The following is a 25,442-nucleotide window of genomic DNA, read 5'->3' on the forward strand; positions in this document are numbered from 1 at the left end:
CTTAGCCCTCCGAAGGTGCGAGGCGCTTGAGCTCCGCCTCGGTCGACTTGAGCAGGTCGTTCCAGGACGCCTCGAACTTCTCGACGCCCTCGTCCTCCAGGAGCTGGACGACCTCGTCGTAGGAGATCCCGAGCTTCTCGACGGCCTCGATCTCGGCGCGCGACTGGTCGTACGTACCGGCGATCGTGTTGCCGGTGATCCGGCCGTGGTCGGCGGTGGCCTGGAGGGTGGCCTCCGGCATGGTGTTCACCGTGCCCGGGGCGACGAGCTCGTCGACGTACAGCGTGTCCTTGTACGCCTTGTCCTTCACGCCCGTCGACGCCCACAGCGGACGCTGCTTGTTGGCGTGCGCCTTGTCGAGCGCGAGCCAGCGGTCGGACGAGAAGACCTCTTCGTACGCCTCGTACGCCAGGCGGGCGTTGGCCAGACCGGCCTTGCCGCGCGCGGCCTTGGCCTCTCCCCCAGTGCCGAAAGCCTGGGAGGTACCCCCGGTGCCGAGGGCGTCGATGCGCTTGTCGATCTCGGTGTCCACGCGGGACACGAAGAACGAGGCCACCGAGTGGATCTTGGCCAGGTCCAGGCCCGCGGCCTTCGCCTTCTCCAGGCCCGCGAGGTAGGCGTCCATGACCTCGCGGTAGCGCTCGAGGGAGAAGATCAGCGTCACGTTCACGCTGATGCCCTTGCCGATGACCTCGGTGATCGCGGGCAGGCCCGCCTTCGTCGCCGGGATCTTGATGAGCGTGTTCGGCCGGTCCACCAGCCACGCCAGCTGCTTGGCCTCGGCGACCGTCGCCTGCGTGTTGTGGGCGAGCCGCGGGTCGACCTCGATCGACACCCGGCCGTCCTGGCCCTCGGTCGCGTCGAACACCGGCCGCAGGATGTCGGCGGCGTCACGGACGTCCGCCGTCGTGATCATGCGGATGGCTTCCTCGACGGTGACCTTGCGGGCGGCGAGGTCGGCGAGCTGCTGCTCGTACCCGTCGCCGGACGAGATCGCCTTCTGGAAGATCGACGGGTTCGTCGTGACGCCCACGACGTGCTGCTCGTCGAGGAGTTCGGCGAGGTTGCCGGACGTGATCCGCTTGCGCGACAGGTCGTCCAGCCAGATCGCGACGCCTTCGTCGGAGAGGCGCTTGAGTGCGTCTGTCATGGAATTACATCTCCTACTTGGTCGTATGTGGGCGTCAGCGCTGAGCGGCCGCGATCGATTCCCGCGCCGCGGCGGCCACGGCTTCGGCAGTGAACCCGAACTCGCGGAAGAGGACCTTGCCGTCCGCCGAAGCCCCGAAGTGCTCCAGCGAAACGATGCGCCCCGCGTCCCCGACGAACCGGTGCCAGGTCAGACCGATGCCCGCCTCGACCGCCACGCGCGCCTTGACCGACGGCGGAAGTACCGAGTCCCGGTACCCCTGGTCCTGCTCCTCGAACCACTCGACCGACGGCATCGAGACCACCCGCGTGGGCACGCCCGCAGCCTGCAGCTGCTCGCGCGCCTCGACGGCCAGGTGCACCTCGGAGCCGGTGCCGATGAGGAGGACCTCGGGCTCGGCCGGCTTGCCGTCCGCGCCCTCGGCGTCGAACAGCACGTATCCGCCCTTGACCGCGCCCTCGGTGACCTCGCGCTCGTACGTCGGCACGCCCTGGCGGGTCAGCGCCAGACCGTGCGGGGCGCCCTTGCCGAACACCTTGGTGTAGCGCTTGAGGATCTCGCGCCAGGCGACGGCCGTCTCGTTCGCGTCGGCCGGGCGGACGACGTTCAGGCCCGGGATCGCGCGCAGCGAGGCCAGGTGCTCCACCGGCTGGTGCGTCGGGCCGTCCTCGCCGAGGCCGATGGAGTCGTGCGTCCACACGTACGTCACCGGCAGGTGCATCAGCGCCGACAGGCGCACGGCGTTGCGCATGTAGTCGGAGAACACCAGGAAGGTGCCGCCGAAGATGCGGGTGTTGCCGTGCAGCGCGATGCCGTTCATCTCCGCGGCCATGGAGTGCTCACGGATGCCGAAGTGGATCGTGCGGCCGTACGGGTCCGCCTCCGGCAGCGGGTTGCCCGCGGGGAGGAACGACGACGTCTTGTCGATCGTGGTGTTGTTCGAGCCCGCGAGGTCGGCGGAGCCGCCCCACAGCTCGGGGATCACCGCGCCGAGCGCCTGCAGGACCTTGCCGGAGGCGGCACGCGTCGCGACGCCCTTGCCCGCCTCGAAGACCGGGAGGTGGTCCTCCCAGCCCGCGGGCAGCTCGCCCGCGGCGATCCGGTCGAACTCCGCGGCGCGCTCGGGCGCTTGCGTGCGCCAGGCGGCGAAGCTCTTCTCCCACGTGGCCTTGGCCTCCTGGCCGCGGTCGAGCGCCTTGCGGGTGTGCGCCAGGACCTCGTCGGCGACCTCGAAGGACTGCTCCGGGTCGAAGCCGAGGACGCGCTTGGTGGCCGCGACCTCCTCGTCGCCGAGCGCCGAGCCGTGCGCGGCCTCGGTGTTCTGCGCGTTCGGGGCCGGCCAGGCGATGATCGAGCGCATCGCGATGAACGACGGCTTGTCGGTGACCGCCTTGGCCTTCTGGATCGCCGCGTACAGCGCGGCCGGGTCCAGGTCGCCGTTCTCCTTCGGCTCCACGCGCTGCACGTGCCAGCCGTAGGCCTCGTACCGCTTCTCGGTGTCCTCGGAGATCGCGGTCTCGGTGTCGCCCTCGATCGAGATGTGGTTGTCGTCCCACAGCAGGATCAGGTTGCCGAGCTTCTGGTGCCCGGCCATCGAGGACGCCTCGGCGGAGATGCCCTCCTGGAGGCAGCCGTCACCGGCGATGGCGTAGATGAAGTGGTCGAAGGGAGACTCGCCCGGCGCGGCGTCCGGGTCGAACAGTCCGCGCTCGTACCGCGCGGCCATCGCCATGCCCACGGCGTTGGCGACGCCCTGGCCGAGCGGGCCCGTCGTCGTCTCCACGCCCACCGTGTGGCCGTACTCCGGGTGGCCCGGGGTCTTCGAGCCCCAGGTGCGGAAGGCCTTCAGGTCGTCCAGCTCCAGGCCGAAACCGGCCAGGTACAGCTGGATGTAGAGCGTGAGGGACGAGTGGCCCGCGGACAGCACGAAACGGTCGCGCCCGGTCCAGTCGGCGTCCGCCGGATCGTGCCGCATCACCTTCTGGAAAAGGGTGTACGCGGCGGGCGCGAGGCTCATGGCCGTACCCGGATGGCCGTTGCCGACCTTCTGTACGGAATCCATGGCCAGGACGCGGACGGTGTCGACAGCCCGCTGGTCCAGTTCGGTCCACTCGAGGTCTGTGGTGGTCGGCTTGGTGCTCACCCTGAGTCAGGGCTCCTCTCCACATGTCGAATGCCGGCGGCGATGGATCGCACCGGCCGCTGTCGAGCCTACCGCTGCGAGAACGTGCATTTTTTCGAGTCATTCCAGACTGCCGGGACACGTCCGGATCCGCCTCCCGAAAGGCCTCCGCCCTCTTCACCATGTGAATGCGGCACTGCTCATCTGGTCGACTCATCCGCTTGGCGCACCGGCGTCCACACCGGGGCGAACCCGCCCACCAACTCCGCTCGTCTGGCCCCTCAACACGAACCCACCCCCGCGAAGGGCGAGGTATGGGCAACGTCTACAGTGGCGTGGTACGCGCGAGCCTTTACCGGATCTTCATGTCCGAACGTCCGACGCAGGGCTTGCTGGGAGTCTCTGTCAGGGGTGTGCGTGACGGCCGTTGAATCCCGTCCAGCGGGGGTACTCGGGACGAGCCAGAACCCGATCAACCGGCCGTTCGGGGCCCGAGTCAAGGCATTCGTGGCGCTGACCAAGCCGCGGATCATCGAGCTGCTGCTGATCACCACCGTTCCGGTGATGTTCCTCGCCGAGCAGGGGGTGCCCGACCTGACGTTGGTGTTCGTCACCTGCCTCGGCGGCTACCTGTCGGCGGGCGGCGCCAACGCGCTCAACATGTGGTACGACCGCGACATCGACGCCCTGATGGAGCGCACCTCGCAGCGGCCGCTCGTCACCGGCATGGTCAGCCCCCGCGAGTGCCTGGCCTTCGGCATCACACTCGCAGTCGTCTCGACCCTGCTGTTCGGGTTCGCCGTCAACTGGCTGTCCGCCTGGCTGTCGCTCGGGGCGCTGCTCTTCTACGTGGTCGTCTACACGATGATCCTCAAGCGCCGCACCTCCCAGAACATCGTCTGGGGCGGCATCGCGGGCTGCCTGCCCGTCCTCATCGGCTGGTCGTCCGTCACCAACTCGATGTCGTGGGCGCCGATCGTCCTCTTCCTCGTCATGTTCTTCTGGACGCCGCCGCACTACTGGCCGCTGTCCATGCGGGTCAAGGAGGACTACGCGCGCGTGGGCGTCCCCATGCTCCCGGTGATCGCCTCCAACAAGGTCGTCGCGCGTCAGATCGTCGTCTACAGCTGGGTGATGGTCGCCGTCTCCCTGCTGCTGCAGCCCCTCGGCTACACCGGCTGGTTCTACACCGCGGTCGCCCTCGCCACCGGCGGCTGGTGGCTGTGGGAGGCCCACGGGCTGCAGAACCGCGCGAAGGCCGAGGTCACCGGCGGCAAGCTCAAGGAGATGCGCCTCTTCCACTGGTCCATCACCTACGTCTCGCTGCTGTTCGTGGCGGTCGCGGTGGACCCCTTCCTGCGGTAGCCCCCGGCGGTTCCTGACATCGACCGGCCCCCTTCGCCCCGACGGCGAGGGGGGCCGCTCAGTTCTCGCCCACGTACAGATGGCCGTCGTCGTCGGCCGCAGCGGGCCGCCCCGTGGGAAACCAGCCCTCCCGCGTGCCGTTCGCGTGCCCGTCGGCGTACCCGTCGAACAGCAGGGGCCCCCGCACCCACAGCTCGCCCGCCGCCACCCGCACCTCGGTGCCCGGCGCGGGCAGTCCGCAGCTGTCCGGCCGCAGGCGGACGTCGGCGTGGTCGAGGACGGCGACGTCACCCGTCTCGGGCGAGGTGAGGAAGGCGCGCACCCGGGCGTGCGGGGTCGCGGTCCGGATGTCCTCCAGGAGCCCGGGTTCGGCGGGCCGCCCGCTCGCCTCGACGTCCGCGAAGCGCAGCGTGGCCAGGTGGTGCGGCGCCGTGTCCAGGACGCCCCGCCAGGTCCCGGGCGCGCACACCAGGCGCTCCGCGCGGTGTCCCCGTACGGCCGCGCAGACCGCCACCGGGTCCGGGCGTTCCAGGAGCACCGCGGTGCCCCTGGCCTGCCACTGCCGCAGCAGAGCAGCCCACGCCGACCACTGCCCCGGGGAAAAGCCGCAGACCAGCACGGTGCATGGCTCCGGGCGGCAGCCGGAGTGGGTGCGCAGCACGCACACCCGGTGCGAGAGGACGACCCCGCGAGCGCCGGAGTCGGTGACGACGATCACGCAGGGGTCGTCCTCCCGGGGCGGTGGCTCGCCGGGGCGCGGGTGCTTCTCGGGGGCGCCCTGGGGGCCGTCCGGGAGGCCGTGCAGCACGTCCGTGAGGACGAGGAGGCGCACCGCCGCGCCTGCGGCGAGCCGCGCCCCGGTCGTCGCACCGGCCGCGTCGGCCAGGACAAGGCGGGGCCCGACCGCGCGCACGACCTCCGCCAGGCGGGCCTCCCCGGCGCCCGGGTCGACCGGCACGAACACCGCTCCGGCCCGTGCGGCGCCGGCGAAGGCCGCCAGGGTCTCCGGGGAGGCCCCCGCCGGGCAGACCACGCGGTCGCCCCGCCGCACTCCGTGTCCTGAGAGGTGCCCGGCGGTCCGGTCCGCCGCCGCGTCCAGCTCCGCGAAGGTGAGCGCGTGGTCGCCGACCAGCGCGGCCACGCGGTGCGGGACGGCGCGGGCGGCGGACCGGAAGACCTCACCGATCAGCAGTCCGGTCATGCCCCCTGGTCCTACCACGGGGCGGCACCGGGCGGAACGGGCGTGCGAGCCCCCGGCGCGTGCGTGGCCGAGACCACGCCACCCGGGCGTCGCCGAATGATCTACCCGTCGGTAGCATCCTGTGCCATGGCAGACACGGAGCAGGTGACGGAGCAGGGCGCCCCGGACGGCGGCGACGGCGGCTCGGCGGCGAAGGCCGCCAAGGAGGCCGCCCGTGCCGAGCGCAGGGCCGCCAAGCTGGCCAAGGAGATCGGCGCGTTCGCGCGGGCACACGGCGGCGCGGAGGGCCAGGTCGCGTACATCGGCGAGCGGGGCGCGCGGATCGTGCTCGTCGGCGAGGACGGCGGCTGGGGCGACCTCGTCGCGCCGAGCCACGCCATCGCGACGAGCGCCGTGGAGAAGGCCGGGATCACCGTCCACGAGGACTTCGACGGCGACTTCGCGGCCAAGGTGACGACGGGACCGTACGAGTGGAAGCGCATGGCGGGCATCCAGATCGGCAGCCCCTCGGGCGGCTGACGACACGCGCGGGGCGGGCACGGTGTGACCCGGTGAGCAACACCTGACACCGGGGTCACCCGTTAGGACCGTAGGAACACGGTCCACGTCTGGGAGCCAGGATGATCGAAACCCCGTCCCTGGTGGACCAGCACTGCCACGGCGTCCTGCGCACGGAGCTGGGGCTCGGCACCTTCGAGGCCCACCTCGGCCGGGGCGAGGGCCCGCCCGCCCCCGGCACCACCTTCTTCGACACCCAGACCGGCTTCGCCGTGCGCCGCTGGTGTCCGCCGCTGCTCGGCCTCGACCCGCACTGCCCGCCGGCCCGCTATCTCGCGCGCCGCCGTGAACTCGGCGTCCTGGAGGCCGGACGGCGGCTCCTTCGCGGCAGCGGGATCACGACGTACCTGGTCGACACCGGCCTGCCCGGGGACCTGACCGGCCCCGGTGAGCTGGCCTCGACGGGCGGCGCCGAGGCCCGCGAGATCGTCCGCCTGGAATTACTGGCCGAGCAGGTCGCCGACACCTCGGGTACCGTCGACTCCTTCCTCGCCAACCTCGCCGAGTCCGTGCACGGCGCCGCGCACGGAGCCGTCGCGTTCTCCTCCGTCGCCGGGGTGCGCGCGGGCGATGCCCTCGCCTGCGAACCGCCGGGTCCCGGCGAGGTGCGCGGCGCGGCCGGACGCTGGCTGGCCGGGCGGCAGGTGGGCGGCGAACTCGCCGACCCGGTGCTGCTCCGGCACCTGCTGTGGATCGCGGTCGCCTCCGGCCTGCCCCTGCAACTGCACACCGGCGCCGCCGACCCGCAGTGCTCCTTCGGCGACTTCGCCCGCGCCACCGCCGGGCTCGGCACCGACCTGGTGCTCCTGCACGGCTATCCGCACCACCGCGCGGCGGCCCACCTCGCGGGCGTCTTCCCGCACGTGTACGCCGACCTGGGCTCCGCCCTCGTCAGGACGGGGGCGCGCGCGACCGCCGTCCTCGCCGAGATCCTGGAGCTCGCACCCTTCGGCAAGCTGCTGTTCTCCAGCGGCGCGCAGGGGCTGCCCGAGCTGCACGTGGTGGGGGCCCAGCTGTTCCGGGAGGCGCTGGGGCGGGTGGTCGGGACGTGGGTGGCGGAGGGCGCGTGGTCGCTGACGGACGCGCAACGGGTGGCGGGTCTGATCGCGGCGGGGAACGCGCGCCGCGTGTACGGGCTCGACTAGGGCCTGTCCGGTGGACCTTCGCGGCACGGGCCCGGCGCCGGATCAGCTCGACCGGCGCCTGATCAGGCCGACGTGAGCTGGTCCGACGACACCGGCCGCGGTACGTCCACGGTGGTGTGCGGGCGTTCGCGCAGCGAGAGCAGCACCCGCACCACTCCGATCCAGACCAGGCAGGAGCCCAGCATGTGGGCGGCGACCAGGACCTCGGGGAGGTCGGAGAAGTACTGGATGTAGCCCACGAGCCCCTGCGCGAGCAGGATCAGGAAGAGGTCGCGCGTGCGGTTCAGCGGGCCGCGCGGGGCGTCCACCGCCTTCAGGACGAACCACAGGGCGAACGTCAGCGTCACCACGATCCAGGCCAGCACGGCGTGCAGCTTGGTGACGCCCTCCCAGTCCAGGCCCACGGCACCGACGTTCATGCGCGGCACGTCGCTGGAGTCGCCCGCGTGCGGGCCCGCACCGGTGACGACCGTGCCGACCGCGATGAGCAGCACCGTGACGCCGGTCAGGACCCACACCAGCTGGGCGACGGCCTTGCCGACGAGCGGACGGGGCTCGTCGTCGCCCTCACGCGTGCGCTGCCAGGTGGCCGTGGCGACCGCGATCAGGGCGGTGGAGAGCAGGAAGTGGGCCGCGACGGTGTACGGGTTGAGGCCGACGAGCACGACGATGCCGCCGAGCACCGCGTTGCCCATGACCAGCCAGAACTGCGCCCAGCCGTACCGGGTCAGGCTGCGCCGCCAGGGCTTCTGCGCGCGCATGGTGATGATGGCCCAGCCGACGGCGGCGCACAGCACGTACGTGAGCATGCGGTTGCCGAACTCGATGACGCCGTGGACGCCCATCTCGCTGGTCGCGGTGAGGGATTCGTCGGTGCACTTGGGCCAGGTCGGGCAGCCGAGCCCGGAGCCGGTCAGGCGGACGGCGCCACCGGTGACCACGATGACCACCGTCATCACGAGCGAGATCAGAGCCGCCCGCTGCACGGTCCGCTGCGTCGGGGTCCAGCGCTCGGCGATGAAGGCGAGCGGATTGCGCACGAATCGAGCGGCGTCGGCTCGGGTCACGTTTGGCACGGGCCCCATCGTAGAAGGCCGCTTGTGCACGCCTTCACGAGGGGGACGTATCCGGTCCATTTGTGGCGCAGGTTACGCCGGCGGGTGCCACTTCGCCGTCGGCTCCCGGCCGCGTCCGCGCGGTGGTCCGCCTGCTCCCCGCTACTCCCAGCGGAAGAACCGCGCCGCCGCGCCGAGCCCGAGCACCGACCACACCGCCAGGATCCCGAGGTCCGCCCACGGCATCGCGGCCCCGTCCTGGAGCACGTCCCGCAGCCCGTCCGAGAGCGCCGAGATCGGCAGCAGGCCGAGCACCGACTCGACGGCGCCGGGGAACTTCTCGAGCGGCACGATGACACCGCCGCCGACGAGCAGGAGCAGGAAGACCAGGTTGGCGGCGGCCAGCGTCGCCTCCGCCTTGAGCGTTCCTGCCATGAGCAGGCCGAGGCCGGAGAAGGCGGCCGTGCCGAGGACCAGGAGCAGCAGCACCGCGAACGGGTTGCCGTGCGGCGACCAGCCGAGCGCGAAGGCGATCGCCGTGAGCAGCGCGACCTGGAGGACCTCGGTGACGAGCACCGACAAGGTCTTGGCCGTCATCAGGCCCCAGCGCGGCAGCGGTGACGCGGCGAGGCGCTTGAGCACGCCGTAGCGCCGCTCGAAGCCCGTGGCGATGGCCTGCCCGGTGAAGGCCGTCGACATCACGGCGAGCGCGAGGACGCCCGGGGCCAGGAAGTCGACCGCCTTGCCCTCGCCCGTGTCGACGATGTCGACCGCGCTGAACAGGACGAGCAGGAGCGTCGGGATGACGACGGTGAGCAGCAGCTGTTCGCCGTTGCGCAGCAGCATCCTCGTCTCGAGCGCGGCCTGCGCGGCGATCATGCGGGGGAGCGGGGCGGCGCCCGGCTTCGGCGCGTACGTACCGGCGGCGCTCATCCGCGCAGCTCCTTGCCCGTGAGTTCCAGGCTGTGTCTTCCCGGGGGGGCGCCCCCCGGACCCCCGGCCGAAAGACGCGTGGGCCTGCGTCATGAGCGCAACTCCTTGCCGGTGAGTTCCAAGAACACGTCTTCGAGGGTGTGGCGTTCGACCGAGATCCGGTCCGGCATGACGCCGTGCTGCGCGCACCAGGAGGTGACGGTGGCGAGCAGCTGGGGGTCGACGGTGCCGCTGACGCGGTAGGCGCCGGGGGTGAGTTCGGCGGCGGCGGAGTCCGGGGGCAGCGCCTTGAGGAGGGAGCCGACGTCGAGTCCGGGGCGGCCGGTGAAGCGCAGGGTGTTCTCGGCGCCGCCCCGGCACAGCTCGTCGGGGCTGCCCTGTGCGATGACCTTGCCCGCGTCGATGATGGCGACGTCGTCGGCGAGTTCCTCGGCCTCGTCCATGTGGTGGGTGGTGAGGATCACCGAGACGCCGTCGGCGCGCAGGTCGCGCACGAGGCTCCAGGTGGCCCGGCGCGCCTGCGGGTCGAGGCCCGCGGTCGGCTCGTCGAGGAAGACGAGCTCGGGCCGTCCGACCACGGCCATGGCGAGCGCGAGGCGCTGCTGCTGGCCGCCGGAGAGGCGCCGGTAGGTGGTGCGGCCGCAGGAGTCGAGGCCGAGGCGTTCGACGAGGGCGTCGACGTCGAGGGGGTGCGCGTGCAGCTTCGCGACGTGGCGCAGCATCTCGTCGGCGCGGGCGCCGGAGTAGACGCCGCCGGACTGGAGCATCACGCCGATGCGGGGCCGCAGCGCGGCGGCCTCCCGGACCGGGTCGAGGCCGAGGACGCGGACCTCGCCCGCGTCCGGCCTGCGGTAGCCCTCGCAGGTCTCGATCGTGGTGGTCTTGCCGGCCCCGTTCGGGCCGAGGACGGCGGTGACGGCGCCCGCGCGGACGTCGAGGTCGAGGCCGTCCACCGCGGTCTTCTTTCCGTACCGCTTGACCAGGCCCACGGCCTGGACGACGGACTCAGTTCCCATGCCGGGAAGTCTAGAGAGGGTCGCGGCGTCCACGGCCAGGGGGGCCGCAGGGGGTCAGGACGGGGCGGGCGGGCCCTTCGCCCCGGTCGGGCCGGGCCCTGGGCCGGTCGGAAGGGGACTTGTTCGGTCCGGTCCGGGCGCGTCCCGGGCGCAGCCTCGATGACGTGATCGGCATCGCCGAGCACACCACCGAGACCACCGAACTGGCCGCGCGCAAGCTCATGATCACGACACCGGGGCCCCGCCGGACTCCGCGTCGGCGGTACGGGGCCGGTGCTCCGCCAGCCACTCCTGCGCGTACGCCACCGCATCCGCCAGCGGGAAGAGCCGCGCCGTCGCCGCCCCCACCCGGCCCCGCGCCACCGCCCGCTCCCGCTCGAAGGCGGTGCCCAGCTCGTCGAAGCGGTCCACGCTGATGGCGGGCTCGCGCGCCGTCGTCCAGCGGCGGCCCTCGTCCGTCATGACGGCGAAGGAGTTCGCGACGGGCGGCGCCGGAAGCCGGTACTCGGCCGGATGGAAGGCCGTGCAGGAGTCGAAGCCCGCCCCAGGAGCAGCGCCCGCGCTCCGGCCCGCTCCAGGGCGGCCGGCGGACCGCGCTCGCCGAGGCGGCAGTCGAGCGCGTGGCCGTCCATGAGGGCCTTCGCGCGGGGGCCGACGCGGCGAAGGACGTCTGCGGGTGGACGCTGCGGACGGCGCCTGGCCAGGCGCGCACGGTCTCGGGGACGTCGCCGACGCCCCGGGTGCGGGCGGTGCGCGGGTCGTAGGCGGGCATCGTGGCGCGGATGACGGGCCACCAGGAGGCGGGCACCGGCGGCTCTCCCCCCCCGGCAGTCGAACAGCGCGAGGACGACGGCCTCGGCGCCGCCGTCCACCCGGCCGAGCGAGCTGAGCGAGGTGTGCACGAGCAGCGTCTCGCCGGGACGCGCACCGAGCGCGCGCAGCTCGTCCGCGATCGACTCACGGGGGCACAACGGGCCGGTGAGAGGAGGTGCGGGCACGCCCCGGAGTGTCCCCGGCGGTCCGGGGACACGCCACCGAACTGATCCGGCAAAGATCGTTTCCGCAGGTCAGCTTAGGTATGCCTAAGTGATGCACGGCACCGAACAGTGATCCGGACGCGGGTTGTCAGGCTCTGAGGAATTACGCAACAATGGCGTTGTGAAAAACGTTGGCGAGGCTCGGGAGACCCTCAGGGGTGCCCCTCAGGAAGAGCTCGCGACCCGGGAGCGGTCGACCCGCAACCGCGTCGCGCGCTCCATCCTGGACCACGGCCCGTCCACCGTGGCGGACCTCGCGGGCCGCCTCGGCCTGACCCAGGCCGCCGTCCGCCGCCACCTCGACTCCCTCGTCCAGGAGAACGTGGTCGAGGGCCGTGAGAAGCGTGTCTACGGCACCCGGACCCGAGGCCGCCCGGCCAAGGTCTTCGCCCTGACCGACTGCGGCCGCGACGCCTTCGACCAGTCCTACGACAAGCTGGCCGCCGACGCCCTGCGCTGGATCTCCGAGACGCACGGCGAGACGGCGGTCGTGGAATTCGCCCGCGCCCGCATCGCCGAGCAGGCCAAGGCCTACCGCGCGGCGATGGACGCGGCGCCCCCCGAGCGCAGGACCCACGCGCTGGCGAAGGCATTGACCGCCGACGGGTACGCTGCTACGGCGCGCAGCGCACCGGTGGGGGAGCAGCTCTGCCAGCACCACTGCCCGGTCGCCCATGTCGCCGAGCAGTACCCGCAGCTGTGCGAGGCGGAGACGGAGATGTTCTCCGCGCTCCTCGGGACCCACGTCCAGCGCCTGGCCACCATCGCCCATGGGGACGGCGTCTGCACGACGTACATCCCGGACGCGGCCCCGCACAGCACGCAAGCCACCGAAGAAGCATCCACAAGCACGGCCGGGAGGAACCCCGCATGACTCTCCCCACGGAGACCGCCCACCCTGAGCTGGAGGGCCTGGGCAATTACGAGTACGGCTGGGCCGACTCCGACGCGGCCGGTGCCGCCGCCAAGCGCGGTCTGAGCGAGGACGTCGTCCGGGACATCTCGGCGAAGAAGTCCGAGCCGGAGTGGATGACCAAGCTGCGCCTGAAGGGCCTTCGGCTCTTCGACAAGAAGCCCATGCCGAACTGGGGCTCCGACCTCTCCGGCATCGACTTCGACAACATCAAGTACTTCGTGCGCTCCACGGAGAAGCAGGCGGAGTCCTGGGAGGACCTGCCCGAGGACATCAAGAACACGTACGACAAGCTCGGCATCCCCGAGGCGGAGAAGCAGCGCCTCGTCGCCGGCGTCGCCGCGCAGTACGAGTCCGAGGTCGTCTACCACCAGATCCGTGAGGACCTGGAGGAGCAGGGCGTCATCTTCCTGGACACCGACACGGCGCTGAAGGAGCACCCGGAGCTCTTCAAGGAGTACTTCGGCACGGTCATCCCCGTCGGTGACAACAAGTTCGCGTCCCTGAACACCGCCGTCTGGTCCGGCGGATCGTTCATCTACGTCCCCAAGGGCGTGCACGTCGAGATCCCGCTCCAGGCCTACTTCCGCATCAACACGGAGAACATGGGCCAGTTCGAGCGGACGCTGATCATCGTCGACGAGGACGCCTACGTCCACTACGTCGAGGGCTGCACGGCGCCGATCTACAAGTCGGACTCGCTGCACTCCGCGGTCGTCGAGATCATCGTGAAGAAGGGCGCCCGCTGCCGCTACACGACGATCCAGAACTGGTCGAACAACGTCTACAACCTGGTCACCAAGCGCGCCGTGGCCTACGAGGGCGCGACCATGGAGTGGATCGACGGCAACATCGGCTCCAAGGTGACGATGAAGTACCCCGCCGTCTACCTGATGGGCGAGCACGCCAAGGGCGAGACCCTCTCGATCGCCTTCGCGGGCGAGGGCCAGCACCAGGACGCCGGCTCCAAGATGGTCCACATGGCGCCGAACACGTCCTCCAACATCGTGTCGAAGTCCGTGGCGCGAGGCGGCGGCCGCACCTCCTACCGCGGCCTGGTCGAGATCGGCGAGGGCGCGGCCGGATCGAAGTCCAACGTGCTGTGCGACGCGCTGCTCGTGGACACGATCTCCCGCTCCGACACGTACCCGTACGTGGACGTGCGCGAGGACGACGTCTCCATGGGGCACGAGGCGACCGTCTCCAAGGTCTCCGAGGACCAGCTCTTCTACCTGATGAGCCGCGGCCTCACCGAGTTCGAGGCGATGGCGATGATCGTGCGCGGCTTCGTCGAGCCCATCGCGAAGGAGCTGCCCATGGAGTACGCCCTGGAGCTGAACCGGCTGATCGAGCTGCAGATGGAAGGCGCGGTCGGCTAAGACCCGCCCTCTTGAGCAGTCGCCAGATTTCTTGACGTAGTGACGTAGGAAGAGAGCAGACCGACAGCCATGGCTGAGGCTCAGAACGCCCCCAAGTCCTCGACTTCGATCGGACAAGGGGGACCCCCCGCCGCGGGATCCACCACCGCGGGCCAGATCGCGGTGGCCGCCGAGTCCACCGTCGCCACCCGCATGAGCGCGCCCCCGTCCTTCGACGTGGCGGACTTCCCCGTGCCGCACGGCCGCGAGGAGGAGTGGCGGTTCACGCCGCTCGAGCGCCTGCGCGGGCTGCACGACGGCACCGCGGCCGCCACCGGCGACGGCGTGCGGATCGACATCGAGGCCCCCGAGGGCGTCGTCGTCGAGACCGTCGGCCGTGACGACGCGCGGCTCGGCAAGGCGGGCGTCCCCGTGGACCGCGTGGCCGCCCAGGCCTACTCCGCCTTCGAGAAGGCCGGTGTCGTCACCGTGCCCAAGGAGACGGTGCTCAGCGAGCCGATCCGCATCGCCGTGCACGGCGAGGGCGGTGTCGCCTACGGCCACCAGGTCATCGAGCTCGGCGCCTTCGCCGAGGCCGTCGTGGTCATCGACCACACCGGCGACGCGGTCCTCGCGGCCAACGTCGACTACGTCCTCGGCGACGGCGCCAAGCTCACCGTCGTCTCCGTCCAGGACTGGGACGACAAGGCGGTCCACGTCGGCCAGCACAACGCGCTGATCGGCCGTGACGCCACCTTCAAGTCGTTCGTCGTCACCTTCGGCGGCGACCTGGTGCGCCTGCACCCGCGCGTGACCTACGCGGGCACCGGCGGCGAGGCCGAGCTCTTCGGCCTGTACTTCACGGACGCCGGCCAGCACCAGGAGCACCGCCTCCTGGTCGACCACAACGTCCCGCACTGCAAGTCCAACGTCGTCTACAAGGGCGCGCTCCAGGGCGAGCAGGCCCACGCCGTCTGGATCGGCGACGTCCTCATCGAGGCCAAGGCCGAGGGCACGGACACCTACGAGATGAACCGCAACCTCGTCCTCACGGACGGCGCCCGCGTGGACTCCGTACCGAACCTGGAGATCGAGACCGGCGAGATCGTCGGCGCCGGTCACGCCTCCGCCACCGGCCGCTTCGACGACGAGCAGCTCTTCTACCTGATGGCCCGCGGCATCCCGGCCGACGAGGCCCGCCGTCTGGTGGTCCGCGGCTTCTTCGCCGAGCTGGTCCAGCAGATCGAGGTCGCCGACATCGAAGAGCGCCTCCTCGTGAAGATCGACGAGGAGCTGGAGACCGTGTCGGGAGCCGACCGATGACCTTCGCACGCGCCTGTGACCTGAGCGAGCTGGAGGAGGACACCCCGAAGCGGGTGGAACTCGACGGCACGCCGGTCTCGGTCGTCCACACCGAGGGCGAGGTGTTCGCGATCCACGACATCTGCTCGCACGCGAACGTCTCCCTCTCCGAGGGCGAGGTGGAGGACTGCCAGATCGAGTGCTGGCTGCACGGCTCCGCGTTCGACCTCCGCACCGGCAAGCCGTCCGGCCTTCCCGCGACGCGCCCCGTCCCCGTATACCCCGTAAAGATCGAAGGGGGCAGCGTCCTCGTGGACGTAAGCGCCTCCGTCACCCAGGAGTCCTGAGGCACCCATGGCAACGCTTGAAATCCGCGACCTGCACGTGACCGTCGAGGTCGAGAACGGCACCAAGGAAATCCTCAAGGGTGTCGACCTGACCGTGAAGCAGGGCGAGACGCACGCCATCATGGGCCCCAACGGCTCCGGCAAGTCGACCCTCGCCTACTCCATCGCGGGCCACCCCAAGTACACGATCACGCAGGGCACCGTGACCCTCGACGGCGAGGACGTCCTCGAGATGGAGGTCGACGAGCGTGCCCGCGCGGGCATGTTCCTCGCCATGCAGTACCCGGTCGAGGTCCCCGGCGTCTCCGTCTCCAACTTCCTGCGCACGTCGGCGACGGCGATCCGCGGCGAGGCCCCCAAGCTGCGCACCTGGGTGAAGGAGGTCAAGGAGTCCATGGCCGGCCTCCAGATGGACCCCTCCTTCGCCGAGCGCAACGTCAACGAGGGCTTCTCCGGCGGTGAGAAGAAGCGCCACGAGATCCTGCAGATGGAGCTCCTCAAGCCGAAGATCGCGATCCTCGACGAGACCGACTCCGGCCTGGACGTCGACGCCCTGCGCGTGGTCTCCGAGGGCGTCAACCGCGTCCGTGCCACGGGCGAGGTCGGCACCCTGCTGATCACGCACTACACGCGCATCCTGCGCTACATCAAGCCCGACTTCGTGCACGTGTTCGCGAACGGCAAGATCGCCGAGTCCGGTGGCGCCGAGCTCGCGGACAAGCTGGAGGCCGAGGGCTACGAGGCTTACGTGAAGGGAGGCGCATCCGCGTGACACAGCTGCCGGGTCTCCTCGACACCGAGGCGCTCCGCAAGGACTTCCCGATCCTGGAGCGCTCGCTCCACGACGGCAAGAAGCTCGTCTATCTGGACAACGCGGCGACGTCGCAGACGCCGCGCCAGGTCATCGACGTACTCAGCGAGTACTACGAGCAGCACAACGCCAACGTCCACCGCGGCGTGCACGTCCTCGCCGAGGAGGCCACGGCGCTGTACGAGGGCGCCCGTGACAAGGTCGCGGCGTTCATCAACGCGCCCAGCCGCGACGAGGTGATCTTCACCAAGAACGCCTCCGAGTCGCTGAACCTCGTGGCCAACATGCTCGGCTGGGCGGACGAGCCCTACCGCGTGGACCACGAGACCGAGATCGTCATCACGGAGATGGAGCACCACTCCAACATCGTGCCGTGGCAGCTGCTCTCGCAGCGCACGGGCGCGAAGCTGAAGTGGTTCGGCCTCACCGACGACGGCCGGCTCGACCTGTCGAACATCGACGAGGTCATCACCGAGAAGACGAAGATCGTCTCCTTCGTGCTCGTGTCCAACATCCTGGGCACGGTCAACCCGGTCGAGGCGATCGTGCGCCGCGCCCAGGAGGTCGGGGCCCTGGTCCTGATCGACGCCTCCCAGGCCGCCCCGCACATGCCGCTGGACGTGCAGGCCCTGCAGGCCGACTTCGTGGCCTTCACCGGCCACAAGATGTGCGGCCCGACGGGCATCGGCGTGCTGTGGGGCCGCCAGGAGCTCCTGGAGGACCTCCCGCCGTTCCTGGGCGGCGGCGAGATGATCGAGACGGTCTCGATGCACTCGTCGACGTACGCGCCCGCGCCGCACAAGTTCGAGGCGGGCACCCCGCCGGTCGCGCAGGCCGTGGGCCTCGGCGCGGCGGTGGACTACCTCACCTCGATCGGCATGGACAAGATCGCTCAGCACGAGCACGCGATCACCGAGTACGCGGTCAAGCGCCTCCTCGAGGTCCCCGACCTCAAGATCATCGGCCCGTCCACGGCCGAGGAGCGCGGCGCCGCGATCTCCTTCACGCTCGGTGACATCCACCCGCACGACGTGGGCCAGGTCCTCGACGAGCAGGGCATCGCGGTCCGGGTCGGCCACCACTGCGCCCGCCCGGTCTGCCTGCGGTACGGAATTCCCGCGACCACGCGAGCGTCGTTCTATCTGTACTCCACGCCCGGCGAGATCGACACGCTCGTCGAGGGCCTGGAGCACGTACGGAACTTCTTCGGCTGAGGGGCCTGGGACGTGCTGTGTTTTCCCGGGGGGCAACCCCCCGGACCCCCGGCCGGAAAGGCACGTGGCGCGAGGGTCGACAGAGACGCGAGGTTGAGGGCGTGAAGCTGGATTCGATGTACCAGGACGTGATCCTGGACCACTACAAGCATCCGCACGGGCGCGGTCTGCGCCCGGGCGACGCCGAGGTGCACCACGTCAACCCGACGTGCGGCGACGAGATCACGCTGCGCGTGAAGTACGACGGCTCGCGCATCGAGGACGTCAGCTACGAGGGCCAGGGCTGCTCCATCAGCCAGGCCAGCGCGTCCGTCCTGAACGACCTGCTCGTCGGCAAGGAACTGGCCGAGGCGCAGCACATCCAGGGCGTGTTCCTGGAGCTGATGCAGTCCAAGGGCAAGCTGGAGCCGGACGACGCGATGGAGGAGGTCCTGGAGGACGCGGTCGCGTTCGCCGGGGTCTCCAAGTACCCCGCGCGGGTGAAGTGTGCTCTGCTGAGCTGGATGGCGTGGAAGGACGCGACCGCCCAGGCCCTGGGCGAGAGCGTGGAGAGGAAGACGGCATGAGCGAGAACGAGACCCTGACCACGAAGCCCGCTTCGGAGGAAGAGGTCCGCGAGGCGCTGTACGACGTCGTCGACCCGGAACTGGGCATCGACGTCGTCAACCTGGGCCTGATCTACGGCGTGCACATCGACGACGCCAACATCGCCACCATCGACATGACGCTCACGTCCGCGGCCTGCCCGCTGACCGACGTCATCGAGGACCAGGCGAAGTCCGCGACGGAAGGCATCGTCAACGAGCTCAGGATCAACTGGGTCTGGATGCCGCCGTGGGGTCCGGACAAGATCACGGACGATGGGCGCGAGCAGCTTCGGGCGCTGGGCTTCAACGTCTGAGTCCTGCCGCCGCACACCTGTGAAGGGCCCGCACCGAACCGGTGCGGGCCCTTCGCCGTGCCTGCCTCCGAGCCCGCTCTTCCGCGCGCCCGGTACCCTCCGCATTTTTCATGCACGCGCATATGTACAGCCGTACCTATCGTTGTGTACGGTAGTACGCATGGGATACGGACTGCTGGCCGCGGCGATCGCGGCGGAGGTGGCCGGGACTACGGCCATGAAGTACAGCGAAGGGTTCAGCCGGCTGTGGCCGTCGCTGCTCACCGTCGCGGGATATCTGCTGGCCTTCACGCTGCTCGCGCAGACGCTGAAGACGCTGTCGGTCGGGACGGCCTACGCGATCTGGGCGGGGATCGGCACCGCCGCCGTCGCCGGGATCGGGATGCTGTTCCTGGGTGAGTCGGCGAGCCTGGTCAAGATCTCGGGCATCCTGCTCGTCATCGCGGGCGTCGTCGTCCTGAACCTCGGCGGGGCCCACTGATGGCTCGGCGTTACGACCCGGAGCGGCGCCAGCGCATCATCGAGGCGGCGCTGCGGGTCGCGGGCGAGAAGGGCATCGCGGGCCTCAGTCATCGGACCGTCGCCGCCGAGGCCGATGTGCCGCTCGGGTCGACGACGTACCACTTCAAGACCCTCGACGACCTGCTCGTGGCCGCGCTGCGCCAGTCCAACGAGGGGTTCGCGCAGATGGTGCGCGACCGCGGGAGCCTGCGGGACCCGGACGCCGACGTCCCCGCCGAGCTCGCGGCGCTGCTCGGCGAGTGGGCCTCCGGGCGGCGCGAGGCGGTCGAGCTGGAGTACGAGCTGTATCTGTCCGCCCTGCGCCGGCCCGCGCTGCGGCCGGTGGCCGCCGAGTGGTGCGAGGGGGTCGTCGAGGTCCTGCGGGAGCGGACCGACCCCGTCACCGCGCGCGGCCTGGTCGCGGTGATGGACGGGGTCTGCCTCCAGGTGCTGCTCACGGGGGCCGAGTACGACGAGACGTACACCCGGGACCTGCTCGGGCGGGTGTTCAACGCCGTTGCTTCCGCGGGGAGTTGACGCTCCCGGGGTGGCGTCCGCGCTCGCCGCGGTGAAGTCGGCGAGCCGGTCGCGGCGCGTGCGCGACTCCAGCGTGCGTTGACCCGGGGCCTCGTCGGCTGTCATAGTCCGTTCCCAAAAGGAACTCACTCGATGGCGGGGGCGTGACGATGAGCGGGGGAAGCCTGCGGCGCGGGCTGCGAGACGTGCCGAGGACCGTGTGGCTGCTGGCCGCGGGCCAGTTCTTCAACATGATCGTGGCCTTCACCTTCGTGTACTTCTTCGTGTACCTGACCCACGAGCGGGGCCTGTCCGTCGCCCAGGCCGGGGTGATCAGCGGCATCGGCGGCGCGGGGATGGTGGCGGGGAACTTCACCGGCGGCTGGTTCGGCGACCGCTACGGACACCGGCGCGTGCTCCTCGTCGGCTCGCTGGTCAGTGGTGTGGGCGTGCTGTCCCTGCCGGTGCTGCCGGAGACGCCGCTGTACGTCGTGCCGGGCTTGAGCCAGTACGCGGGCGGCTGCGTGCGCGCGGCCACCGGCGCGCTCGTCGCGGTGACCGTGCCGGAGGGGGTGCGGCGGCAGGGCTTCGCCGTCATGCGCTTCGCGGGCAACGCCGGGTTCACCGTGGGGCCGCCGCTGGGGGCACTGCTCATCGCCCAGTTCTCGTACGGCGTGCTGTTCGTCGTGGACGGCGTCGGCACGCTCGTCTTCGCCGCCTACGCCGCGCGCGTGCTGCCCGCGCGAGGTGTCGTCCACGAGGGCGTGGAGGACACCGCGGACGCGCCCGGAGTGTTCGCCGCGCTGCGGGCGCGGCCGACCGTCGTGATGCTCCTCGCCGCGATCCTCGTCACCGACCTCGTCTACCGGCAGCAGTACTCGACGCTGCCGACGGACCTCGCGCGGCACGGGCTCGGCACCGGGTTCTACGGGTGGCTCCTGGCGATCAACGGAGGGCTCATCCTGCTGCTCGAACTGCCGGTGACGCTGGCGCTGCGGGGGCGGCGGCCGTTGCGGATCGTCGGGGGCGGGGTGCTGCTCGTCGGGGCGGGGTACGGGGTGCTGGCGTTCGGGGTCGGCGCGGGGGCCGCCGTCGCGATGATGACGCTGCTCACCGCGGGGGAGATCCTCTACAAGACGCCCGCCACGGCGTTCGTCGCCGATCACGCGCCCGCGCACGCGCAAGGGCGGTTCCAGAGCCTGTACTCGGGGGTCTCGGTGAGCGGGGTCGTCCTGTCGGCGCCGCTCGGCGGGGCGCTGTACACGGCGGCGCCGACGGCGCTGTGGCCCGTCTGCGCGGCGCTGGCCGGTGGCGCCGGGGTGCTGCTCCTGGTGGCGGGGCGGGCGCGCCGGCCGGGGGTGCCCGGCACCGAGGTGGTGCGCCCGGTCCGTGAGACGGGCACCCGCACCGGTTAGCCTCCGTCGCCCCGGCCCGGTTAGGTTTCACTCATGACCGATACGCCTTCTGTTGACACCTCCCGTACGACCGGCGCCGTCGCCGCCGGGCTCGCCACCGTCGCCGCCGACGGCACCGTCCTCGACACCTGGTTCCCCGCCCCCGAGCTCGTCGCCGAGCCCGGCCCCGCCGGGTCCGAGCGGCTCTCCGCCGAGCGCGCCGTGGAACTGCTCGGCGAGGGCGCGGCGAAGGCCATCGGGCCCGACGCCCGCCGTGGCGTGGAGGTCGTCGCCGTCCGCACGGTCATCGCGTCCCTGGACGACAAGCCGCTGGACGCGCACGACGTCTACCTGCGCCTGCACCTGCTCAGCCACCGCCTGGTCAAGCCGCACGGCGCGAACCTCGACGGCATGTTCGGCTTCCTCGCCAACGTCGCCTGGACCTCGCTCGGCCCGGTCGCCGTCGACGACCTGGAGAAGGTCCGCCTGAACGCCCGCGCCGAGGGCCTGCACCTCGCGGTGACCTCGGTCGACAAGTTCCCGCGCATGACGGACTACGTCGCCCCCAAGGGCGTCCGCATCGGCGACGCCGACCGGGTGCGGCTCGGCGCGCACCTCGCGGCGGGCACCACCGTGATGCACGAGGGCTTCGTGAACTTCAACGCGGGCACGCTCGGCACCTCCATGGTCGAGGGCCGCATCTCCGCCGGTGTCGTCGTCGGCGACGGCTCCGACATCGGTGGCGGCGCCTCCACGATGGGCACCCTGTCCGGCGGCGGCAACGTCCGCATCGTCATCGGCGAACGCTGCCTGATCGGCGCCGAGGCCGGTGTGGGCATCGCGCTCGGCGACGAGTGCGTGGTCGAGGCCGGTCTGTACGTCACCGCGGGCACGCGCGTCACGATGCCCGACGGTGAGATCGTCAAGGCCCGCGACCTGTCCGGCGCCTCGAACATCCTCTTCCGCCGCAACTCGGTCACCGGCGCCGTCGAGGCCCGCCCGAACAACGCGGTCTGGGGCGGCCTGAACGACGTGCTGCACAGCCACAACTGACCCCACCGGAACCACCGAAGTGCCCTCCCGGCCCGCCGGGAGGGCACTTCGCGTGCGTATGCTGCGCGGGCACACCGCACATGAACTCGGGGAGGACTGGATGCGAAAGACAGCGGTCGGGTCGATGGTCACGGGCACGGTGGCCGTCGCGGTGCTCGTCGCCTGCGGGCAGAGCGTCGCGCGCAGCGGGGACGCGTCGGCGCACGCGGGGGCGAAGACGGGTGGCCACACCTACAAGCTCCAGCACTCCGACATCCACTGGAGCGGCTCCAAGACCCCCTTCGAGTCGCAGATCAAGCTTCCGGACGGCCGCCGGGTGGCCATGCACTACCTGGAGAAGAAGGGCCTGTACGTCCAGGACTACAGCCCCAAGGCGCGCGGCTGGTCCAAGCCGAAGAACGTCTACCGCACCAAGACCGACGCCTGCCAGGGCATCACGCTCAAGCACCGGGCCGGCACCGTCGCGGCGATCGCCGACTGGGCCACGTACTGCGCCGACGGCGAGCCCCCGCAGGAGTCCCTCGCCGCCGTCGCCACCGGCCGTCTGACCAAGTGGGACCGTCACCTCACCAAGGGCTTCGACGGCTGGGCCAAGGCCGACATCACGAAGAACGGCAAGCAGGTCACGTTCAAGTACCACTCCGACCGGCTGAAGTGGACCAAGGCGAAGGGCTTCCCCAAGAACCCGCTCGACTGACACGGACCACGCTCCGCCCCGGACCCGCGCCGCGCCACAGGCATAGCGGCGCGGGTCCGCGCACGTCATCCACAGCAGAGGGGGCAGCAGGGCCGCCGGAGAAGAGAAGGTGACGATGGATGCCGAGAGCCAGGACCGCTTCCGGGAGTTCGTGGAGAGCAGATCCGCCGCCTTGCTGAGGACCGCCGTGCTGCTGTGCGGCGGCGACCGGCACGCCGCCGAGGACCAGTTGCAGACCGCCCTGGTGAAGGTCGCGGGCCGGTGGAGCAGGGTCGGGGACCCGGAGGCATATGTCCGGCAGGTCCTCTACCGCCAGCAGGTCAGCCGGTGGCGCCTGAAGTGGCCGCGCCGCGAGGTGGCCGTCGCCGAACCGCCCGAGCGGGCCGACGACGGCGGGGAGGGCGCCGCCGAGCTGCGCGTCGTGATGCGGGGCGCGCTCGCCCGGCTCACCCCGCGCCAGCGTTCCGTGCTCGTCCTGCGCTACTTCGAGGATCTGCCGGAGGCCGACGTCGCCCGGATCCTCGGGTGCTCCGTCGGCACCGTCCGCAGCACCACGCACCGCTCCCTGGCCCGGCTGCGCACCCTCGCCCCCGAACTGGCCGGACTCGGCCCGGCCGTCGCCGAGGCCCCGCCGTCCCGTGACATCTCGCCTGTGGAGGTACGTCCGTGAACGTTGACCAGCTGGTGCGCGAGGCGCTCCAGGAACAGGCCGCCGAGCAGGGCGGACCGCGCGGGGACCTGGCGGGCCGGGTGCTCGCCACCAGGCGCCGCCGACGCGCCCGGACGATCGCCGGCGCCGCGCTCGGCACGGCCGCCGCCGTCGTCGTGGGCGTGACCGCCCTCGACTCCGGGAACGAGGACGCGCCCCCGGCGAGCGCGTCCCGCACGGCCGACGTGATCGCGCGCCCCGGCCAGTCGGTGCCCCGCGACTTCGTCGCCGCCGGGAAGACCGGCCTGGCCGGATACTCCGTCAGCCGCGACGTCCCGCAGCGCAACGGCGACCAACTCCTCGTCCGCTCCTACTTCCTGCTGAACCCCACGACCATGAAGTACGAGAAGGCCGACGCGAAGTGGGCCTGGGTCGCCGTCGCCCCCGGCATGCGGACCGCCGCCGTCCTGGAGGGCGAACTGCCCGCACGCCGCGTCGGGATGCTCGACCTGCGCACGGGCCGGGTGACGCGCTGGATCACCCTGGCGCACGGCGTCGCGGGCGTCGAGTGGTCGCCGGACGGCAAGCGTCTGGTGGCGACCGCGTACCGCAAGAACCCGGACCGGAAGGTCGCCGTGCCCGGCAACAGCTCCGTGGGCTGGCCGAAGCACCACGGCAGCCGCACCGGCTACGTCCTGATCGAGGCCGACTCGGGCAAGGTCGGCCCGTTCCGCGACGTGCCCCAGCCCGATCCGGACAAGGAGGGCATGTTCCCCGGCGTCTCGCGCCAGGACCTGCACTTCAACCAGGACGGCACCCGGCTCTACGTCCAGCAGTACGCGCGCCAGGGCAAGAAGGACTACCGCGACTGGTACACCCTGAGCGGCAGGCCGACCACCGCGCCGGCCGCCGAGAAGCACGCGGGTCGGCCCGAGGCCGGGCTCTCGCCCGACGGCAGGTACCTCGCCGACGACGGCAACGCCAAGGGCTCCGCGATCCGCGACCCGCGCACCGGCGAGCAGGTCGCGCGGGTGCCCAGCAGCGAACAGCTCGCCTGGGCCGACAGCAAGCGGCTCGTCGCCCTGGCCTGCGACCCCGCCCGGTGCACCGGCAAGGACGCGGACCGCAAGCGGCTCGTCCTCGTGACCGTCGGCAGCGAGAAGACCGTGCCGCTGACCGCGGTCCGCACCGCGCCCCAGGGCTACAAGCGGGTCTGGACCCCGATGCTCACGGCCCGCTGAACCGCCCCCGCGGGCAGTGCGCCGCCCAGCGCCTCGTACGCCGCGAGCAGCCCGTCGACCGCGTTCCGGTCGGCGGGCAGCAGCGGTGCCCGGACCGGGCCCGCGGGCAGGCCGAGCGCGTCGAGCAGCGCCTTCGCCGTGACCGTGCCGGGCAGCCCGGAGGCCATCATCAGCTCGATCAGCTCGGTGAGCTGCCGCTGCCCCCGTGCCGCGCGGGCCGTGTCGCCCGCGTCGAACGCGTCCACGATCGCCCGCAGGCTGCGCGGCGCCACGTTGGCGACGGTGCTGATGAAGCCCGCTCCGCCGAGCGCGTACAGCGGCAGCGCGAACTCGTCGCAGCCCGCGTAGTAGGCGAGGTCCGAGCCCGCCATCACCTTGGCGGAGCCCAGCAGGTCGTACGCGCAGTCCTTCACCGCCACGATCCGCGGGTGCTCCGCGAGGCGCAGCATCGTGTCCGGTTCGATGCGGGTGCCGGTGCGGCCCGGGATGTCGTAGAGGACCACCGGCAGGCCGGACACGTCCGCGACCGCGCGGAAGTGCGCCTCGACCGCTTCCTGGGGCGGCTTGCTGTAGTACGGCGTGACCACGAGCAGCCCGTCGGCGCCTGCCTTCTCGGCCTGCAGGGCCAGTTCGCCGGTGTGCGCGGTGTCGTTGCTCCCGACGCCCGCGACCAGCGTGGCCCGCCCGCCGACCGCCTCCCGGACGGCCCGCACGAGCGCGCTCTTCTCGGCGTCGGACGTCGTCGGGGACTCGCCCGTGGTGCCGGACAGGACCAGGCCCTCGCAGCCGTCCGTGACCAGCCGGTCGGCGAGGACCTGGGCGCCGTCGAGGTCGAGGGCGCCGGAGGCGGTGAAGGGCGTGACCATGGCGCACAGGGCGCGACCGAAGGGCGCGTGTGCGGAAGGGGTCGCGGGGGGCGTGGGGGGTGCGGAGGCTGCGGTCATAAGGGCAGTCTCGGCGGAC

Annotated in this window: 25 protein-coding genes and 1 pseudogene; 18 read left to right on the plus strand and 8 right to left on the minus strand. The window is 71.5% G+C overall.

What is annotated here, in order from left to right; genetic code table 11:
- Nucleotide 1: 1 nt before the first annotated feature.
- Complete coding sequence (gene tal, locus QUY26_RS30670; protein ID WP_289952392.1) at nucleotides 2-1,150, minus strand: transaldolase; 1,149 nt, start codon at nucleotides 1,148-1,150, stop codon at nucleotides 2-4.
- A 34-nt stretch (nucleotides 1,151-1,184) separates the two neighbouring features.
- Nucleotides 1,185-3,293, minus strand: a complete 2,109-nt coding sequence (tkt, locus tag QUY26_RS30675; protein WP_289952394.1) for a transketolase — start codon at nucleotides 3,291-3,293, stop codon at nucleotides 1,185-1,187.
- 390 nt (nucleotides 3,294-3,683) lie between these two features.
- Between tkt and QUY26_RS30680 the strand changes: the two genes are divergently transcribed.
- On the plus strand, nucleotides 3,684-4,637 hold the full coding sequence (locus QUY26_RS30680; protein WP_289952396.1) for a heme o synthase: 954 nt from the start codon (nucleotides 3,684-3,686) through the stop codon (nucleotides 4,635-4,637).
- 58 nt (nucleotides 4,638-4,695) lie between these two features.
- Here QUY26_RS30680 and QUY26_RS30685 read toward each other — a convergent pair whose 3' ends face one another.
- The gene (locus QUY26_RS30685; protein ID WP_289952398.1) at nucleotides 4,696-5,838 is read right to left on the minus strand and encodes an AMP-binding protein; all 1,143 of its coding nucleotides are present in this window, start codon (nucleotides 5,836-5,838) and stop codon (nucleotides 4,696-4,698) included.
- A 126-nt stretch (nucleotides 5,839-5,964) separates the two neighbouring features.
- Between QUY26_RS30685 and QUY26_RS30690 the strand changes: the two genes are divergently transcribed.
- A complete protein-coding gene (locus tag QUY26_RS30690) occupies nucleotides 5,965-6,357 on the plus strand; it encodes a hypothetical protein (RefSeq protein ID WP_289952399.1) in 393 nt (130 codons plus the stop codon).
- A gap of 101 nt (nucleotides 6,358-6,458) precedes the next feature.
- Nucleotides 6,459-7,541, plus strand: a complete 1,083-nt coding sequence (locus QUY26_RS30695) for an amidohydrolase family protein (RefSeq protein ID WP_289952400.1) — start codon at nucleotides 6,459-6,461, stop codon at nucleotides 7,539-7,541.
- Nucleotides 7,542-7,603: 62 nt separating this feature from the next.
- On the opposite strand, the gene QUY26_RS30700 is transcribed toward QUY26_RS30695, so the two are convergent.
- From QUY26_RS30700 to QUY26_RS30715, 4 genes and pseudogenes are all read right to left on the minus strand, one after another.
- Nucleotides 7,604-8,626: a COX15/CtaA family protein gene (locus QUY26_RS30700; RefSeq protein ID WP_289952402.1), complete on the minus strand. Its 1,023-nt coding sequence runs from the start codon at nucleotides 8,624-8,626 to the stop codon at nucleotides 7,604-7,606.
- A 132-nt stretch (nucleotides 8,627-8,758) separates the two neighbouring features.
- Entirely contained in the window at nucleotides 8,759-9,529 is a 771-nt protein-coding gene (locus QUY26_RS30705; RefSeq protein ID WP_289952403.1) for an ABC transporter permease, read from the minus strand.
- An 89-nt stretch (nucleotides 9,530-9,618) separates the two neighbouring features.
- Entirely contained in the window at nucleotides 9,619-10,545 is a 927-nt protein-coding gene (locus tag QUY26_RS30710) for an ABC transporter ATP-binding protein (protein WP_289952406.1), read from the minus strand.
- A 225-nt stretch (nucleotides 10,546-10,770) separates the two neighbouring features.
- A pseudogene (locus QUY26_RS30715) lies at nucleotides 10,771-11,543 on the minus strand (aminoglycoside N(3)-acetyltransferase).
- A 160-nt stretch (nucleotides 11,544-11,703) separates the two neighbouring features.
- Between QUY26_RS30715 and QUY26_RS30720 the strand changes: the two are divergent.
- The 15 genes from QUY26_RS30720 to QUY26_RS30790 all read left to right on the plus strand — a co-directional run bounded on the left by QUY26_RS30720 (nucleotide 11,704) and on the right by QUY26_RS30790 (nucleotide 24,479).
- Complete coding sequence (locus tag QUY26_RS30720) at nucleotides 11,704-12,456, plus strand: helix-turn-helix transcriptional regulator (RefSeq protein WP_289952407.1); 753 nt, start codon at nucleotides 11,704-11,706, stop codon at nucleotides 12,454-12,456.
- A complete protein-coding gene (gene sufB, locus QUY26_RS30725; RefSeq protein ID WP_289952409.1) occupies nucleotides 12,453-13,874 on the plus strand; it encodes a Fe-S cluster assembly protein SufB in 1,422 nt (473 codons plus the stop codon). The genes QUY26_RS30720 and sufB overlap by 4 nt, the downstream gene beginning before the upstream one ends.
- Nucleotides 13,875-13,943: 69 nt before the next feature.
- Nucleotides 13,944-15,176, plus strand: coding sequence for a Fe-S cluster assembly protein SufD (gene sufD, locus QUY26_RS30730; protein WP_289952410.1), 1,233 nt, complete (start codon nucleotides 13,944-13,946; stop codon nucleotides 15,174-15,176).
- Nucleotides 15,173-15,502 carry a bifunctional 3-phenylpropionate/cinnamic acid dioxygenase ferredoxin subunit gene (locus QUY26_RS30735; RefSeq protein WP_289952411.1) on the plus strand — a complete coding sequence of 110 codons (330 nt, stop codon included), beginning with the start codon at nucleotides 15,173-15,175 and terminating at the stop codon, nucleotides 15,500-15,502. The genes sufD and QUY26_RS30735 overlap by 4 nt, the downstream gene beginning before the upstream one ends.
- Nucleotides 15,503-15,509: 7 nt before the next feature.
- Nucleotides 15,510-16,274 carry a Fe-S cluster assembly ATPase SufC gene (gene sufC, locus QUY26_RS30740; protein WP_289952414.1) on the plus strand — a complete coding sequence of 255 codons (765 nt, stop codon included), beginning with the start codon at nucleotides 15,510-15,512 and terminating at the stop codon, nucleotides 16,272-16,274.
- A complete protein-coding gene (locus tag QUY26_RS30745) occupies nucleotides 16,271-17,527 on the plus strand; it encodes a cysteine desulfurase (RefSeq protein WP_289952416.1) in 1,257 nt (418 codons plus the stop codon). The genes sufC and QUY26_RS30745 overlap by 4 nt, the downstream gene beginning before the upstream one ends.
- 101 nt (nucleotides 17,528-17,628) lie before the next feature.
- Nucleotides 17,629-18,093 (plus strand): Fe-S cluster assembly sulfur transfer protein SufU, encoded by a 465-nt coding sequence (gene sufU, locus QUY26_RS30750; RefSeq protein ID WP_289952417.1) that lies wholly within the window; start codon nucleotides 17,629-17,631, stop codon nucleotides 18,091-18,093.
- Nucleotides 18,090-18,428, plus strand: a complete 339-nt coding sequence (locus tag QUY26_RS30755) for a metal-sulfur cluster assembly factor (RefSeq protein ID WP_030358830.1) — start codon at nucleotides 18,090-18,092, stop codon at nucleotides 18,426-18,428. The genes sufU and QUY26_RS30755 overlap by 4 nt, the downstream gene beginning before the upstream one ends.
- A 160-nt stretch (nucleotides 18,429-18,588) precedes the next feature.
- Nucleotides 18,589-18,909 carry a DMT family transporter gene (locus tag QUY26_RS30760; protein ID WP_289952420.1) on the plus strand — a complete coding sequence of 107 codons (321 nt, stop codon included), beginning with the start codon at nucleotides 18,589-18,591 and terminating at the stop codon, nucleotides 18,907-18,909.
- Complete coding sequence (locus tag QUY26_RS30765; RefSeq protein ID WP_289952421.1) at nucleotides 18,909-19,466, plus strand: TetR/AcrR family transcriptional regulator; 558 nt, start codon at nucleotides 18,909-18,911, stop codon at nucleotides 19,464-19,466. The genes QUY26_RS30760 and QUY26_RS30765 overlap by 1 nt, the downstream gene beginning before the upstream one ends.
- A 149-nt stretch (nucleotides 19,467-19,615) precedes the next feature.
- On the plus strand, nucleotides 19,616-20,860 hold the full coding sequence (locus tag QUY26_RS30770) for an MFS transporter (protein WP_289952422.1): 1,245 nt from the start codon (nucleotides 19,616-19,618) through the stop codon (nucleotides 20,858-20,860).
- Nucleotides 20,861-20,893: 33 nt separating this feature from the next.
- Nucleotides 20,894-21,892: a 2,3,4,5-tetrahydropyridine-2,6-dicarboxylate N-succinyltransferase gene (dapD, locus tag QUY26_RS30775; RefSeq protein ID WP_289952423.1), complete on the plus strand. Its 999-nt coding sequence runs from the start codon at nucleotides 20,894-20,896 to the stop codon at nucleotides 21,890-21,892.
- 100 nt (nucleotides 21,893-21,992) lie between these two features.
- A complete protein-coding gene (locus QUY26_RS30780) occupies nucleotides 21,993-22,589 on the plus strand; it encodes a hypothetical protein (protein ID WP_289952424.1) in 597 nt (198 codons plus the stop codon).
- Between the two features lie 115 nt (nucleotides 22,590-22,704).
- Nucleotides 22,705-23,259 (plus strand): SigE family RNA polymerase sigma factor, encoded by a 555-nt coding sequence (locus QUY26_RS30785; RefSeq protein WP_289952425.1) that lies wholly within the window; start codon nucleotides 22,705-22,707, stop codon nucleotides 23,257-23,259.
- Nucleotides 23,256-24,479 (plus strand): WD40 repeat domain-containing protein, encoded by a 1,224-nt coding sequence (locus QUY26_RS30790; RefSeq protein WP_289952427.1) that lies wholly within the window; start codon nucleotides 23,256-23,258, stop codon nucleotides 24,477-24,479. The genes QUY26_RS30785 and QUY26_RS30790 overlap by 4 nt, the downstream gene beginning before the upstream one ends.
- Here the strand turns inward: QUY26_RS30790 and dapA are convergent.
- Nucleotides 24,440-25,423 carry a 4-hydroxy-tetrahydrodipicolinate synthase gene (dapA, locus tag QUY26_RS30795; RefSeq protein WP_289952430.1) on the minus strand — a complete coding sequence of 328 codons (984 nt, stop codon included), beginning with the start codon at nucleotides 25,421-25,423 and terminating at the stop codon, nucleotides 24,440-24,442. The two genes, QUY26_RS30790 and dapA, sit on opposite strands and share 40 nt — an antisense overlap.
- Nucleotides 25,424-25,442: the final 19 nt, after the last annotated feature.

Origin of the sequence: Streptomyces flavofungini, from assembly GCF_030388665.1 — a bacterium.
GTDB classification, from domain to species: Bacteria; Actinomycetota; Actinomycetes; order Streptomycetales; family Streptomycetaceae; genus Streptomyces; species Streptomyces flavofungini_A.